General features: G+C 50.3%; 16 protein-coding genes. 9 read left to right on the plus strand and 7 right to left on the minus strand.

Features of this window, described 5'->3' with window-relative positions; all coding sequences use genetic code 11:
- Positions 1–590: 590 nt before the first annotated feature.
- Entirely contained in the window at positions 591–1,391 is an 801-nt protein-coding gene (locus EXW96_RS01205; RefSeq protein WP_174349658.1) for a Cof-type HAD-IIB family hydrolase, read from the minus strand.
- Between the two features lie 235 nt (positions 1,392–1,626).
- On the opposite strand from EXW96_RS01205, the gene EXW96_RS01210 reads away from it, so the two are divergent.
- The 7 genes from EXW96_RS01210 (at position 1,627) to EXW96_RS01240 (ending at position 6,824) form a co-directional block, all read left to right on the plus strand.
- Positions 1,627–2,091 carry a MarR family winged helix-turn-helix transcriptional regulator gene (locus EXW96_RS01210; RefSeq protein WP_062409730.1) on the plus strand — a complete coding sequence of 155 codons (465 nt, stop codon included), beginning with the start codon at positions 1,627–1,629 and terminating at the stop codon, positions 2,089–2,091.
- 51 nt (positions 2,092–2,142) lie between these two features.
- Positions 2,143–3,093: a ring-cleaving dioxygenase gene (locus EXW96_RS01215; protein WP_174349659.1), complete on the plus strand. Its 951-nt coding sequence runs from the start codon at positions 2,143–2,145 to the stop codon at positions 3,091–3,093.
- A complete protein-coding gene (locus EXW96_RS01220) occupies positions 3,090–3,704 on the plus strand; it encodes an alpha/beta hydrolase (protein ID WP_062409728.1) in 615 nt (204 codons plus the stop codon). Before EXW96_RS01215 ends, EXW96_RS01220 begins: the two co-directional genes overlap by 4 nt.
- 34 nt (positions 3,705–3,738) lie before the next feature.
- Positions 3,739–4,350 (plus strand): flavin reductase family protein, encoded by a 612-nt coding sequence (locus EXW96_RS01225; RefSeq protein ID WP_062409727.1) that lies wholly within the window; start codon positions 3,739–3,741, stop codon positions 4,348–4,350.
- Between the two features lie 320 nt (positions 4,351–4,670).
- Positions 4,671–5,261, plus strand: coding sequence for a BsuPI-related putative proteinase inhibitor (locus EXW96_RS01230; RefSeq protein WP_074728738.1), 591 nt, complete (start codon positions 4,671–4,673; stop codon positions 5,259–5,261).
- 99 nt (positions 5,262–5,360) lie between these two features.
- Positions 5,361–5,792 (plus strand): Rrf2 family transcriptional regulator, encoded by a 432-nt coding sequence (locus tag EXW96_RS01235; protein ID WP_054818476.1) that lies wholly within the window; start codon positions 5,361–5,363, stop codon positions 5,790–5,792.
- Between the two features lie 168 nt (positions 5,793–5,960).
- Entirely contained in the window at positions 5,961–6,824 is an 864-nt protein-coding gene (locus EXW96_RS01240; protein WP_174349660.1) for an SDR family oxidoreductase, read from the plus strand.
- Positions 6,825–6,899: 75 nt separating this feature from the next.
- On the opposite strand, the gene EXW96_RS01245 is transcribed toward EXW96_RS01240, so the two are convergent.
- Positions 6,900–7,112, minus strand: a complete 213-nt coding sequence (locus EXW96_RS01245) for a hypothetical protein (protein WP_062409724.1) — start codon at positions 7,110–7,112, stop codon at positions 6,900–6,902.
- A gap of 237 nt (positions 7,113–7,349) precedes the next feature.
- On the opposite strand from EXW96_RS01245, the gene EXW96_RS01250 reads away from it, so the two are divergent.
- Both EXW96_RS01250 and glaH read left to right on the plus strand, forming a co-directional pair.
- On the plus strand, positions 7,350–8,543 hold the full coding sequence (locus EXW96_RS01250; RefSeq protein WP_174349661.1) for an MFS transporter: 1,194 nt from the start codon (positions 7,350–7,352) through the stop codon (positions 8,541–8,543).
- 343 nt (positions 8,544–8,886) lie between these two features.
- A complete protein-coding gene (gene glaH, locus EXW96_RS01255; RefSeq protein WP_062409722.1) occupies positions 8,887–9,825 on the plus strand; it encodes a glutarate dioxygenase GlaH in 939 nt (312 codons plus the stop codon).
- 82 nt (positions 9,826–9,907) lie between these two features.
- Here glaH and EXW96_RS01260 read toward each other — a convergent pair whose 3' ends face one another.
- From EXW96_RS01260 to EXW96_RS01280, 5 genes are all read right to left on the minus strand, one after another.
- Positions 9,908–10,231, minus strand: coding sequence for a DUF3870 domain-containing protein (locus EXW96_RS01260; RefSeq protein WP_171005908.1), 324 nt, complete (start codon positions 10,229–10,231; stop codon positions 9,908–9,910).
- 18 nt (positions 10,232–10,249) lie between these two features.
- Positions 10,250–11,047 carry an ABC transporter permease gene (locus tag EXW96_RS01265; protein WP_062409721.1) on the minus strand — a complete coding sequence of 266 codons (798 nt, stop codon included), beginning with the start codon at positions 11,045–11,047 and terminating at the stop codon, positions 10,250–10,252.
- A complete protein-coding gene (locus tag EXW96_RS01270) occupies positions 11,047–11,874 on the minus strand; it encodes an ABC transporter permease (protein ID WP_235594361.1) in 828 nt (275 codons plus the stop codon). The genes EXW96_RS01265 and EXW96_RS01270 overlap by 1 nt, the downstream gene beginning before the upstream one ends.
- 80 nt (positions 11,875–11,954) lie before the next feature.
- Positions 11,955–13,049 carry an ABC transporter ATP-binding protein gene (locus EXW96_RS01275; protein ID WP_054818479.1) on the minus strand — a complete coding sequence of 365 codons (1,095 nt, stop codon included), beginning with the start codon at positions 13,047–13,049 and terminating at the stop codon, positions 11,955–11,957.
- A gap of 19 nt (positions 13,050–13,068) precedes the next feature.
- Complete coding sequence (locus EXW96_RS01280; RefSeq protein ID WP_174349662.1) at positions 13,069–14,187, minus strand: ABC transporter substrate-binding protein; 1,119 nt, start codon at positions 14,185–14,187, stop codon at positions 13,069–13,071.
- Position 14,188: the final 1 nt, after the last annotated feature.

Genomic DNA, 14,188 nt, shown 5'->3' on the forward strand with positions numbered 1-14,188 from the left:
AAAAGGGAGATGCTTGCACCTTTTTATCCGCTCGGGCCTATACCGGGAGGCTCCCGTGTTGTAGGAGGCGCAGGATGGACTTAGCTGCGGCCGTCATAACGGCAGTTCCGGTACAACCGGCTTCAGGCTGCGCCTGGATTACTTGAACGGACGGATACCGCGAATTTCGGCGTACGGGATCAGAGTCCGCGGGATCAGCGTGTCACCGCCAACTTGGATCGCTGCAATTTGCCCGAGCGCGTCCAGCGTGACAGTACCGCTGCCGGACGCGGGAGAGCAGGGTAGAGATGGCTCTGGCCATTACATGAAATGGTTCGGTTCGGTTTCAAACAACCCTAAATACAAAAAAAGCAGATTGCCGCAATGACAACTGCTTCTTGTTTTTAAATACGGGCCTTCCTTGTTTATGCCCCTAAAAGCCAAAGCCATATGCAGGAAGCACATGCGCTTATTGAACATGCGGCCGATGATGGCACGGTGATTTCTGCAGGCTGGGGGAAGCGTGTGATGGGATAGGCGTTCCGCCTCCATAAGAGCTTCGTCTCGTTTTGCGGCGGTATGGCAATCTATATGGATACCCTGTTTATCCTTTACGCGGTTTGCAGGATGAACTTCTCCACAACATGCTTGATTCCGTCATCATTATTGCTCAATGTGACGTAATCGGCAATTTCCTTCAGAGCATCGACGGCATTCCCCATCGCTACGCCGAGCCCGGCTACCTCCAGCATCTCGCGGTCGTTCCAGCTGTCCCCGATCGCGATGACCTGGGATAGCTCCAGGCCGAAATACTGCGCCAAATGAGATAACGCGTGCCCCTTGGTCCCTTCGGCATGGACGATTTCCAGAAAATGCGGCTTTGACTTCGTCATGTGCACGCTGCCGCCTGCAAGCTCGCGCAATGAAGGGGCAATCCGGTCCAGTACCTCCGAGTCGTCGATAATCAGAAGTTTGGCCGACGGCATGAGGACAAGCTTTTCGAAATCAGGGTATACCGTATACGGAATTTTCGATAGTGCCGCGTACGCCTCGGCTTTCTCGTTGCTTTCTTGCACGTATAACACATCATCCACATAAGTTTGCAGGTGCAGGCCGCGGTCACGGCAGAACTCAAAGATGGCCCGGGCGGCGTCCAAAGGCACGGTACGTTCGTACAATACCTGGCCGTCGAGCGCGTTCTTGACCAACGATCCCATATAGGTAATCAGCGGCACATTCAGCGAGAGCTCAGCTGCCAGCTGCTTGGCGGAAGCATACATGCGGCCGGTGGCCAGCGTGACGATCACCCCTTGGGATACAGCGGCGGACAGCGCTTGTTTGGTTCCCTCCGTAATTTGTTTCTTATCATTAATCAGCGTATCGTCGATATCAATGGCAAGCATTTTGTACATGGATTCTCCACCCCTGTTTTCTCTAATTCCCTCATTATATCCTAAGCCGGGAAGGATGAAAATGGTCCGAAAGAGGTTTACAGCCTATGTTCACATGATCCCTTGCCATGAACAACCTCCGCTGTGAGGCAATGCTGTCGTTTTTAATCCATGCATGTTGACAATACTTTAAATGAAGCGTATATTTATCTTAAATTAAAGATTTTTAAATTTAATATTTTGAGGATGAAGAAAGATGACAAATGGGAACGAGTCCAAACCGGCGAATAACCGGGAGCTTTCGCTAAAATTGCTGGTTGTGCTTTCCAAAGCTTATAAAGTGATTATGGATCGCGCAATGAGAGATATGAAAAAATACGGTCTCTCCGCGACGGAATTTACCGTGCTGGAACTGCTGTATCACAAGGGGAAAATCCCGCTTCAGCAGATCGGTGATAAAATTTTGGTGACCAGCGGAAGCATTACCTACAATATCGATAAGCTGGAAAAGAAAGGATACCTGAAAAGGGTTCCTTGTTCCGAGGATCGCAGAGTGACGTATGCCGTTATCACCGATGCGGGAACCGATTTTATTCGTGCGATTTTTCCGGACCATGCCGACGTGATCGAGTCCATCATGGGGGGACTCACACCGGAGGAAAAAGCAGACGCCATTGTGCTGTTAAAAAAACTGGGGTTGGAAGCCCAGAAGATAGAATAGCCGTTTTTGTTTTACAGAGTCACCATTAACCAAACAGGAGGGTGAAATCACATGCTTCAACAAACCATGGGGATCCATCACATTACCGCTTTTGTTACAGACGCACAGGACAACGTTGACTTTTATGCCGGGGTGCTTGGCCTTAGGCTCGTCAAAAAGACGATCAACTTTGACGCACCGGAAGTATATCATTTGTATTTCGGCAACGAGGTAGGCAGCCCGGGCACCGCGATCACGTTCTTCCCGTGGGCTGGTGCACGGCGCGGGAGGATTGGAGGAGGTCAGGTCGGATTCACCACGTTTGTCGTGCCGCAGGGCGCGCTCGCCTTCTGGGAAGAGCGACTGCAGCAATTCAACATCCCGTTTACCCGGACAGAGAGGTTTTCTGAAGAGTACCTCCAATTTAAGGATAAAGACGGCCTGCAACTGGAGATCGTCGAGCGGGAGGAGGGTCCCCGGAGTCAGTGGGCGTTCGGAGGCGTAACGCCGGACAAAGCCATCAAAGGCTTCGGAGGCGCCGTGCTTTACAGTAACGCGCCTGATAAAACCATGAATGTGCTGCAGCAGGTGATGGGCCTTGAAAAGATAGGTCAAGAAAACGGCTTTGTCCGCTTTAAAGCCATAGGCGATCTGGGCAACGTGATCGACATCAATGCTGCGCCCGTAGGTTCAGGTATTGGCGGGGCCGGTACCGTTCATCATATTGCATGGCGTGCGAAGGATGATGAGGACCACCAATTGTGGAGAACCCGGCTTCTTCAGAACGGGTTTCAGCCGACTCCTGTCGTAGACCGGCAGTATTTCAATGCGATTTATTTCCGCGAAGAAGGGGGAATTCTCTTTGAAATCGCTACGGATCCGCCGGGGTTTGCGCTGGATGAGCCGGTTGACGCCTTAGGCGAAAAGCTGATGCTTCCCGAATGGTATGAACCGCATCGCGCTGCCATCGAACAGGGGCTGCCGCCTATTCAAATTCGTGTTTTGGGGGAGGATAAACCATGAAGCATATTTTTCAAAAAGGAACGGACCCCTCATTGCCGACGCTTGTCCTTTTACACGGAACGGGCGGAACCGAAAACGATTTGCTGCCGCTGGCTCAGATCATTGCACCGGCTGCATCCGTACTGAGCGTAAGAGGCAATGTGCTTGAAAACGGCATGCCGAGGTTTTTCAGACGACTTGCGGAGGGCGTATTTGACGAGGAGGATCTGTTGTTCAGGACGAAGGAGCTGAATGATTTTCTGGACCAGGCTGCGGATGAATACGGGCTGGATCGCCACAATATGGTGGCCGTCGGATATTCCAATGGGGCCAATATCGCGGGAAGCCTCTTGTTTCATCACAAGGATTCCTTAAAAGGAGCCGTTCTGCATCATCCGATGGTGCCGCGCCGCGGCGCAGAGCTGCCGGATCTGACGGGCACACCGGTCTTTATCGGGGCAGGCAGGAACGATCCGATCTGTGCTCCGCAGGAAACCGAAGAGCTGCAGCACTTGTTGGAAGGAGCCGGTGCAAGCGTTACCGTACATTGGGAAAACCGGGGCCATCAGCTGACGGGCTCGGAAGTGCAAGCGGCCGCGGATTGGTTCAGTCCATATTTAGTAAAGCAATAATGAACGGGACCATGATGCCGAAAGGAGAATGAACGTGATATCGATCGATCCGCTCAGCCAGAGCGATAGGGATAACTATAAGTTAATGATCGGGAGCATTATACCCAGACCCGTTGCGTTTGTGACCACCCTTTCCAAGAAGGGGGTGTTGAACGCTGCCCCGTTCAGTTATTTTAATATCGTTACATCGAATCCTCCGATGGTATCCGTATCGGTGCAGCGCAATCAGGGTCTGCTTAAAGATACGGCCAGGAATGCGCAGGATACGGGCGCTTTTGTCGTTCATATCAGCGACGAATCCTATATCGAAAAAATTAATCAAACCGCCGCCAGTTTGGGGCCGGAGGAGAGTGAAGTTCAATTAGCCGGGCTTTCACCTGTCCCAAGCGAGAAAATAGCGGTGCCTGGTGTAGCTGAAGCGAAAATCCGCATGGAGTGCGTGCTTGAACGGTCCATTCCTCTCGGCGGATCCGAAGAGAGGCCCGCCTGCGATTTGTTGATTGGCCGCGTCGTATTTTTTCACATTGCCGATGAGCTGGTTCGGAACGGGCAGATCGATCCGGAAGGGCTTAAGCCGGTAAGCCGGCTTGCCGGCAGCAGCTACAGCAAGCTGGGAGACATTTTTTCGCTTGAACGGCCTGTATAAACGGAGGTAAGAATTTAAAAGAGATTGTCTCGGACAACAAGATGCTGGTGGAGAAAAGCCGGTGGAATATGGGAAGCTGGGCATAACAAAGGGATCAAGCACAGCGGATCACCGGGGTCAAAAAAAGAGACCCGCAAGCTACGGGCCACGGGTCTAAGGGTTATATATAAAAAAAGGGGGGTCACTAATAAGTATAGGCTACTTATATTAAAGAATCATGATAATAAGATTTCAATTCGATTACAATTTCAACCCGTTCGATTCCGCCCATTGCAACAATTATAAATCTCATTACGTCTAAACATGGAGGTGATCGGTTTATGCGAAAAGGCAGAATGAAATCTGTACTGTGTTTCATCGTCATACCGGCCGTACTTATGGCTTGTTCCCATGATGGGCAGCAAAACAACTTTTCCGCTGAATCCAGTCCCTCCAAAACGGCAGAGGTGCATCCGGGAGGAACGGAGGAGTTGGAAAAAGAGGAAAAACACGAAAAAGAACCTGCCAAGTCCGTTACAGGCTATTTTGATACGACACTGGAAGCAAAACAGGAAGGCGATCGCATGAAGTTCAGCTTTTCTGTCCGCAACACCTCCGGCAAGGACCTGCAAATATCTTACAGCTCCGGCCAAAAGTATGATATTTATGTATATAACGAGGCCAATGAGGAAATATACAGATGGTCCGTCAATAAAGCCTTCACTCAAGCGCTGATCGTCAGTTCATTGAAGAAAGCCGATACGCTCTCATTCACAGAAGTATGGGATCTCAAAGACAACCAAGGGAAACGTGTTCCCAAAGGACGCTATACCATCCAGGTTAGAGTCATGCTGAACCTTGAAGACCGGCATGCTCCATTAAGCATAAATCCCGATGATTTATCGGACAAAATGGAAATGGAATTAAACTAAGAGCGGCGTAAAATGTAGAACACAAGCAAGCGCAGGGTGTAGGCTGTTGACATTCTTTTGCGCTGGAACTATAATGGTTACAACAAGAGGGTGAAACATATGAAAAAAATCAGCAGCCGCTTTTCGATCGCGGTCCACATCTTGTCGCTCGTATCGCTGAGCTCATCGCCGTGCACGTCGGATTTCATCGCCGCAAGCGTAAATACGAATCCGGTCATTATCCGAAGAATCATCGGACAGCTCAAGAATGCCGGCTTGGTTTACGTAAAGGCCGGAACCGGCGGAACTTATCTGCGCAAAGAGCTGGATGAAATCACTTTACTTGATGTCTATAAAGCGGTTGAAGTCGCCGAGAAGGGCGGTCTGTTCAATTTCCACGAGCATCCTAACCCGGTTTGTCCGGTTGGAGCCAATATCGAATCGGTTCTGCGAAAGAATATGATAGAGGCCCAGAATGCCATGGAACAGCGATTGGCTCAAGTGACGTTAAAGCAGCTGGTGACGGAACTTAGCGAGAAAAAAGGCTTTTGACAAGTTCAACTGCCGCCGTTAACGGTCTGTCTGAAAGGACTCGATGTGAGGGTTTTTAATATGTGCTGTAACCGATCTTGTTCTCTATTTTTTTGCATTCGTTGTAACCAAATTGGTTATAATAAATTCACCCTTAAACTATAATCCAAAGAAGGGAAGGAATGTCTCATGTCTATTTTTATTACCGGCGCTACAGGTGAGCTTGGAGGTCAGGTGATTCAGCACCTGCTCAAAAAGGTACCCGCCAATCAAATCGTTGCTGTTGTCCGTAATGTGGAGAAAGCCTCCGCTCTCGCCAATCTGGGAGTAGAAGTTCGCCATGGGGATTATTCGCAACCGGAATCTCTTCAAAAAGCGTTTGCCGGCGCCGATAAGCTGCTCTTTATTTCCAGCCCCGATTCGGATGACACGCTGCGCATCGTTCAGCATGCGAATGTCGTAAAAGCGGCCAGAGATGCAGGCGTAAAATATATCGCCTATACCGGTTTTGCTTTTGCCGAGGAATCCAATATCCCTCTGGCTCATGTACACCTGGCTACAGAGTATATGATTCGTACGACGAAAATTCCTTATACATTCCTGCGCAACTCTTTATATACGGAAGTGTTCGTGAACCCGGGCTTGAGCGCATCCCTGGAGCAAGGGGCCATCGTTACGAATACGGGAAGCGGAAGACTGAATACGGTAACCCGCGGTGATTTGGCCCTGGCTGCGGCGGAGGTTCTTGCAGGGGAAGGTCATGAGAACAAAACGTATAATCTGGTGTCGAATCAAACGTGGAGCTATGATGAGCTGGCTCAAATCGTCTCCGAAGTGGCCGGTAAGAAAATCGTGCATCAGTCCGTATCCTTTGAGGAGGAGAAAAATATACTCCAGGGCGCCGGTTTTCCTGAACCCGTTGCCGCACTGTTTGCCGGTATCTATCATGCGGTTTCCCAGGGCGAAACGTCCAGAACGTCTGACGATCTCCGGAAGCTGATCGGATCGGAGACTCCTCTGAAAGAAACCGTGAAACAAGCTTTGCAAGGATAATCATTAAAACAAATTACAAAAGATTGCAACAAAAACAGGTCACCGTTCGTCTGACATGGGTGACCTGCTTTTTATTTACCGCTTTTTCATCTCAAAAAATTCACATGCATTCCGCTGATGATAGGTTACATCGCTGACGCCGGACTGGGTCACAATGGACGTATCGGTAAAACGAATGATGATTCCGCCCGAATCTACAATATGGTCATTCTGAAAAACACGTACAGCGACCTGCCGATCCATCGCCTCCTGGAAGTCTTGATCGGTCAGTAATCTTCGTTGAGCCATGAGTTGTATCTCCTTTATTATCAGTATAAAGAATGCCGGACCTTGCGCCGCATGAAATTTTCTATATCATAGATGGAGCTTTGCCGGACTGTCAAGGCAGCTTCATGCGGCGAAGTGTTCAGGAGATGTTTAATCTTACAAATTGACTTTTAGTTAATCCGTCAATTATTCTGTAGGATGGGATGGAATTCGTACCTGCTGTTACAGATATTTGGATAGGTAGTAAGGAGAGTAAAAATGAAACAAAATAATAACGCAGCTTTGAGCATGCTGATGATCAACATGTTTATCGCTATGCTTGGGATAGGATTAATCATTCCCGTATTGCCGGATTTTTTGAAGGCCTTTGACGCCGGAGGCAAGGCGGCGGGCTATCTGGTTGCCGCCATGGGATTGACCCAGTTTTTGTTTTCACCCATTGCGGGGGAATGGTCGGATAAGTATGGCAGAAAGCTGATGATTGTGTCGGGACTCGCGCTTTTCAGTTTTTCCAATTTTTTATTCGCTGTTGCTCACGAGATGTGGCAGCTGTACGTTTCGCGTTTGATCGGAGGCATTGGGGCCGCGGCCATGATTCCCGCTATGCTGGCGTATGTAGCCGACATTACCAGCGAAGAGGGCCGGGGCAAAGGTCTTGGGATGCTGGGCGCCGCGATGTCGCTGGGCTTTGTCATCGGTCCCGGGATCGGCGGTTTTCTTGCCGAGCTTGGCATTCGCGCACCATTCTATGTATCTGCGGCGGTAGGCGGCTTCGCGATGCTGCTTTCCTTGAGCCTGCTTAAGGAGACCCGGTCGGTCGAGCAGCGGCAGGCGGCCAGACTCTCGACGGAAAGGAAAGAGAACATCTGGCGGCAGTTCGGCAAATCGTTCAAAGCGCCGTATTTGATCCTGCTGGTGCTTATTTTCACGCTGACGTTCGGCCTTGCCAATTTTGAAGCGGTCTTCCCGCTGTTCGTGGATCATAAGTACAGCTACACCTCCCGCGATATCGCGGTACTCATTACCGTAGGAGCCTTGATCGGCGCAGTGGTGCAGGCGGTGCTCATCGGAAGGCTGATTAACCGTTTCGGCGAAAAGACATTGATCAACTTGACGTTCTTTTTGTCCGCGTTGACTATGGTGCTGATGCTGCTGTCCGGGAACTTCTGGTACATCCTTGTGCTTACGACTTTGTTTTTTTCCTTCACGTCCATCCTGCGTCCCGCGATCAATACGCTGCTTTCCAAAATGGCGGGGGACGAACAGGGATATGTTGCGGGCATGAACAATGCGTATATGAGCATCGGCAATATTTTCGGTCCGGCCGTGGCCGGCATCCTGTTTGATGTTCATGTCAATTTCCCTTATTTGTTCGGGGCAGTCATTTTGATCATCAGCTTGGCCATGTCTTTAAGCTGGGGAAGAAGAAAAATGAGCGCTGCGGTCAGGTAAAAGAGGGAATTCCACAGCCCTCATGCTTGCGGCGGCATCTATTTTGAATCCAGGAATTGACACGGGAAGCCATTGTAGCATATGATGAATATAATCACATGTGATCATTCGCGTCTTGCTTGCCAGCCCTTGCAAGATCCGTGAATGAAAAGCGGCAGCACCACCCTTATCATGGAATAGAAACGCTGAGAAACTTGTTGAACTCTGATCCACAGAGAATGGAAGCAGGTTTAAGCCAGCACGATCATTCGTCGTTGAATGATCTGCTGGCTTTTTGCGTTTTTTAGCACATCGATAAGGCGGTGCCCGCATCATATCAAACCTACAGGAGGGATTTGGTTTTATGAGTATGTGGGTAAGCCATCGGGACAGGACTTTTGTACAGAAACATCCGGGGTTTGAAATCGTACCCCATCCGGATCATTCGCGGCTGTATCATATTGAATTGGATAACGGACTTTTGCAAACGTTTTTCTCCTCGTTTCGGGATGTGGGCACGCAAGCGCTGGAGTACGTGCCGTATAAGCGGTTTATATTGGCCGCAAGGCTGGAGGAATTGTTCGGCGCATCGCTCGGGCAGGCTATACGCCATATTCTGCATGACCGCCAGTCCGGCGGGTTCACCATCGGCGTTCAGGGGCAAACCGTCGATCCGGAAGATTATGTTAAATTCGGCACCGCCGTCAGCCACTTGGTTGGAACCCCCAATTTCGACGCCATGACCGGCACCTATTACGCCCGGTTCACCGTCAAGGATACGGACAACAGCGATTCATATTTGCGTCAGGCTTACCGTCTATTCACTCTTCATACTGACGGGACGTTTGTGGAAGAAGCCACCGATTGGCTGCTGATGATGAAATTTGAGGAGCGCAATGCGGTGGGAGGAGAATCCAGAATTCTGCACCTGGACGATTGGGAAGAGCTGGAGAAGTTCAGCAGCCATCCGCTGGGGTCTTATCCTTTCACTTATAAATCGCCGCCAAGCAAAAATACCAGTATAACGGTGAAGCGAAAAACCTTCTTCAAACAAAACAACGGCATTTGTGTCTGCTTTATCGATCAATTCGTTTATCCCGAAACGATTGATCAAGCCGTCTATCTGCAGGAGTTTTCCGACTCTTTGGAGAATAGTCCCGCTACCATTGCCATGCCTCTGCCTGTAGGACAGCTCATTATGCTGAACAATGGATTTTGGATGCATGGAAGGGCGCCTTTCGAGAAGCATCCTGAGCTGTACCGGGAGCTGATGCGTCAGCGCGGAATTTTCTCGGAAGTATAATTCTTAAAAAGAAGCCCTTTTTCCAATGGGTAATTCCTACTTCACCATTGGAGAAAGGGCTTTGGGTTGGACACGAAGCATGCTAGGTTTTTCCCTTGAGATGTTCGTACTGCAAATGCAGGTCTTTCAAGGCGGCGGCCAGAGCGTTGGCGGCCCTGCCGCGATAATGATGCTGAAGGACTCTGATCGGTTCTTCTATGCCGTCTTGAAGACTGAAGCCTCTTAACAGGCTACTGACATAATCTCGTCCATGCTCTGTGGCCAACGTGCAGGAGGCTTCCAGAATAACGCCGTATTTTTTGTCGATCTCCGCTGTGATGGTGAGCGAGTCATATACATTTTTGGCGGCCATGCCTGTGGGCAGCTTGGCGTGTCCTGCGATAAACAAAGTGTTTATCGGAATCATGAATGAGTCCCCTCCGCCTCATGAATGGGATTTTCCGATCATTCTCCCTACTCCGTGGATTTTCTCCAGGACGAGGATCAGCGCTGCCGAGATAAAAATAACAATACCGGACACGGATGCGATAAGCGGGCTGTAAGCATCCTGCATCTGGGAGAAGACTTCCAGCGGAAGTGTTCGCATACCCGGCGATACCATAAACAGGGATACTGTAACATTATCAAAAGAAGTGAGAAAAGAAAATAGCGCTCCCGATAAAATGGCCGGCCGAATCAAAGGCAGGGTGACCTTCCAGAATACGGTGATGGGTTTGGCGCCCAGGATCATGGCCGCTCTTTCCAGTGTATAGTCGAATCCGCTCAGCCCGGTGATGACGAAGCGGACGACATAAGGCACGCAAATAATGATGTGTGCGATCAAAAAGCCGGTTGACGTACCCGCGAGAAGCATCGGGGTAAAATAAATTAACAACGCGACGCCTAAAACAAGCTGCGGGACCGTCAGAGGAGCCGTCAGCAGCGATACCAGATACGTTTTGCCGGGCATATCATACTTCGCCAATGCGAGAGCGGCCAGCGTACCGAGCATGACCGAGATCAGCGAGGCCAAGAGCGCGAACTTGGTGCTGTTCAGGAACGCCTCAATAAATTCGGGCCGGTCGAGCAGCATCACGTACCACTGGAATGAAAATCCTTGCGGCGGAAAGCTTGGGAAGCTTGCGCGGGTGAAGGAGGCCGGAATGATGACCAGAAGCGGGAGAAGGATATAGACGATGACCAGCACAGTAATCAGCATACGGACTTTTCCGGTTATTTTCATCAACGGAACGCCTCCCTGAATCGTCCTTTTTCAAACATCCGCGTAAACACGGTCACCATGATCAGCGTGATGCCAAGCAGCACGTAGGAGATGGCTGATCCGTAAGTCCAGCGCAGCAAATGTAGAATCTGATCATAGACCACCACAGGCATCATCGGCACGTTGGGCCCCCCCATGAGGGCCGGCGTCACATAAGAGCTCATAGACATGCTGAATACAAGCGCTACTCCGGAAACGATGCCCGGGAGGCTGAGCGGCAGCGTGACCGACAGAAAGGTGCGAAATGGATTGGCGCCCAGAATGGAGCTCGCTTTTTCCAGCGACGGATCGATATTGTACAAGCTGGTCGCAATGGCCAGAATCATGAACGGCAAATAGGCGTTGGACATCCCGATGACGACCCCAATCTCTGAAAACAACAGCTTCAGAGGGGAATCAACGATACGCAGGGAGGTCAGGATTTGGTTTATCGTTCCGTTAGGCATAAGCAGCAAAAACCAGCCGAAATTTCTCACCACAATACTGACTAGCAGCGGCGAGGCTACGAGCAAAGCCAGCAATCCTCTTACGCCCGGCGAGCATTTGGACATCGTTAAGGCTACCGGATAACCGAGAACAAGCGAGACGATCACCGTGTATACGCTGACTTTGATCGTAAGCCAAAGCGAATTCATATAATACGGGTCGGTGAAAAATTTAATATAGTTTTGAATGCCGTACGCTGCATGACCTGACGCTTCGTCCACCTCAATAAAACTTAAATAAAAGATATAAAGCATAGGTACGACGAAAAATCCAATGATGAAGAGCAAGAGCGGAGCCAGCATCAGCCATCCGGACACCAGTCTTGCATGTCTTCTGCGTCTTTTCGGCAGATCGGGCGGGGAAGAAGGCTGAGCGCCGGCGTCTACTGCTTGATTAGCATGACGTCCGATGGTTTCCATCCGATCTTCACCTCGCTTCCAATCGTCCAGGCGGGATCAATATCGCTGCATTGCACCTGTAAAGAATCTCCTTGAAATGATGTGAATATTTCCCAGGAAGACCCCAAATAATTCATTTGCGTGATACGCACGGTATGCAGATCGTAATCCGCATCGGAGACCGGACCGATGGCTACTTTCTCCGGCCGGATATAGAGCTTGACTTGATCCCCGATGGAGCATAAGCGGTCTGCTCCCATCACATTCCCGGCTTCCACAAGCATTTGTTCTCCATTTTCCCGCTGTACCGTAATGTTATTCGCATCGATATGGACAATAGAACCGTGCATACTATTGGATTTACCAATAAAATTGAACACGAATTCGCTTCTGGGGTTCGCGTAAATTTCAGTGGGCGTTCCCACCTGTTCGACTTTTCCCCGATCCATGATGACGATCCGGTCCGACATCGACAAGGCTTCTTCCTGATCGTGCGTGACGAAAATCGTTGTTACGCCTACCTCTTTCTGCAGACGCTTGATTTCCATCCGCAGCTCCTGGCGTAATTTCGCGTCCAGATTGCTTAACGGCTCGTCAAGCAGCAGCAGCTTAGGCTGGACAACCAGCGCCCGCGCGATCGCTACGCGCTGCCGCTGGCCTCCGGACAGCTCCCTCGGATAACGCTGCTCGAGTCCCGTCATTTTCACAATCTCCAGTGCGTTCTTAATGCGGCTGCCGCTTTCCGTTTTGTCTACTTTATGCAGCTTCAGACCAAACTCCAAATTTTCGTAAACCGTCATATGCGGAAACAGGGAGTACCCCTGGAACACCATGCCCAGGTCACGCTTATAAGGCGGAACGCCGTTCATCCGCTTTCCTTTAATATACAGTTCGCCCTGATCGGCATCGATGAAGCCGGCGATCAAATTGAGCGTTGTTGTTTTGCCGCAGCCCGAGGGGCCAAGCAGGGTGAGCAATTCACCCTGCTTGACATCGAGATCGACGCCGCCCAACACCACATTGGTGCCGAATTTTTTATAGGCACCGCGAATTTCAACGTCGTTCATCACTTGCTGCATAGTTTACCTCCGTTATTGCTTATTTTTTTACGCTTTTCCCGAGCTCGGGAGCGACTTCCTTCGTCCATCTGTCCATCCAGGCAGCGCGGATTTCGGAAAGCTTTTTGACATCCGGACGATACACTTTGTCCGTGCCTTTGATGCCGATCGATGCCTGGAATTTTTCAGGAATCTCCATTCCTTGCAATACCGGGTAAAAGCCGCTTTCGGAAATAAGCTTTTGCGATTCTTCGGATATCAGATAATTCAAAAATTGAATGGCTTCCGCCTTGTGCGGCGCGTTTTTGACAACCGTCGCGTTAAATGCCTGAAGAGGCGCCCCCTCTTTAGGAATGACCATTTTTAACGGCACGCCGGATTCGGCTAGATCAGCAATGGCATAGCTGCCCATCACGGTGACATCGGCAGCCCCCTGCTGCATGGCAGGCATCATCTGCGTCGAGTTTTTATAGAATGTATCCGAATAGCGAGCCAGTTCTTTCGCCTTTTCCAGTCCCGGCTCCATATTATCCAGGCTGCCGCCGTTGGCGAAGGCCAGATTATACAGTGTGGTGAAGCTCCAATCGTTGGCGATATCGGAATAAGCGGTTTTTCCCTTGTATTCGGCGCGTATTAAATCGTTCCAGGAGGTGATCGGAGCAATGCCGTTTTGCTCGAACGTCTTCGTATTGTATGCGGGCGCAATCACCAGGCCGAAAGCCGGGACGCCCTTGTTGTCTACCGCGACGAACCGGGAATCGAGCAGCTTCATGTTGGGAACGGTCGCTTCGTCAAGCGGCTCGACCAAATCTTTCTCTACGGCACGCTGCACGTCAAGGGGGACATACACCGCCACATCCAATTGCGGCGCATTTTTTTGCAGCTCCACTTTGGACAGAATCTCGCCCGACAAGGCGGAGAGGAAATTGACTTTAATACCGGTCTCTTCTCTGAATTTCGGTGCAATGACGTCGCGGATCGCTTTTTCAATTTTTCCTCCGTTGGCCGCAACCGTAATTTCTTTATTGGAAGATGGTGCAGGAGCCGCTGATGGCGGATTTGCCTGGTTTGCATCTTTTGAGGAGTTCGGAGTAGGAACACCACATCCTGCAAGCGCTGTCAAAACAAAAATGAGTCCAATACCAAGCCATTTTTTCATA

This window comes from Paenibacillus sp. JMULE4 (genome assembly GCF_013337105.1).
Taxonomy (GTDB): Bacteria; Bacillota; Bacilli; order Paenibacillales; family NBRC-103111; genus Paenibacillus_G; species Paenibacillus_G naphthalenovorans.

What these genes read in the sequence shown, in the direction of transcription:
- EXW96_RS01230 (WP_074728738.1), top strand. Translation starts at nt 4,671, where the DNA reads ATGCGAAAAGGCAGAATGAAATCTGTACTGTGTTTCATCGTCATACCG.
- EXW96_RS01210 (WP_062409730.1), top strand. Translation starts at nt 1,627, where the DNA reads ATGACAAATGGGAACGAGTCCAAACCGGCGAATAACCGGGAGCTTTCG.
- EXW96_RS01245 (WP_062409724.1), bottom strand. Translation starts at nt 7,112, where the DNA reads ATGGCTCAACGAAGATTACTGACCGATCAAGACTTCCAGGAGGCGATG.
- glaH (WP_062409722.1), top strand. Translation starts at nt 8,887, where the DNA reads ATGAGTATGTGGGTAAGCCATCGGGACAGGACTTTTGTACAGAAACAT.
- EXW96_RS01220 (WP_062409728.1), top strand. Translation starts at nt 3,090, where the DNA reads ATGAAGCATATTTTTCAAAAAGGAACGGACCCCTCATTGCCGACGCTT.
- EXW96_RS01265 (WP_062409721.1), bottom strand. Translation starts at nt 11,047, where the DNA reads ATGAAAATAACCGGAAAAGTCCGTATGCTGATTACTGTGCTGGTCATC.
- EXW96_RS01215 (WP_174349659.1), top strand. Translation starts at nt 2,143, where the DNA reads ATGCTTCAACAAACCATGGGGATCCATCACATTACCGCTTTTGTTACA.
- EXW96_RS01205 (WP_174349658.1), bottom strand. Translation starts at nt 1,391, where the DNA reads ATGTACAAAATGCTTGCCATTGATATCGACGATACGCTGATTAATGAT.
- EXW96_RS01235 (WP_054818476.1), top strand. Translation starts at nt 5,361, where the DNA reads ATGAAAAAAATCAGCAGCCGCTTTTCGATCGCGGTCCACATCTTGTCG.
- EXW96_RS01240 (WP_174349660.1), top strand. Translation starts at nt 5,961, where the DNA reads ATGTCTATTTTTATTACCGGCGCTACAGGTGAGCTTGGAGGTCAGGTG.
- EXW96_RS01275 (WP_054818479.1), bottom strand. Translation starts at nt 13,049, where the DNA reads ATGCAGCAAGTGATGAACGACGTTGAAATTCGCGGTGCCTATAAAAAA.
- EXW96_RS01270 (WP_235594361.1), bottom strand. Translation starts at nt 11,874, where the DNA reads ATGCTGGCTCCGCTCTTGCTCTTCATCATTGGATTTTTCGTCGTACCT.
- EXW96_RS01250 (WP_174349661.1), top strand. Translation starts at nt 7,350, where the DNA reads ATGAAACAAAATAATAACGCAGCTTTGAGCATGCTGATGATCAACATG.
- EXW96_RS01260 (WP_171005908.1), bottom strand. Translation starts at nt 10,231, where the DNA reads ATGATTCCGATAAACACTTTGTTTATCGCAGGACACGCCAAGCTGCCC.
- EXW96_RS01280 (WP_174349662.1), bottom strand. Translation starts at nt 14,187, where the DNA reads ATGAAAAAATGGCTTGGTATTGGACTCATTTTTGTTTTGACAGCGCTT.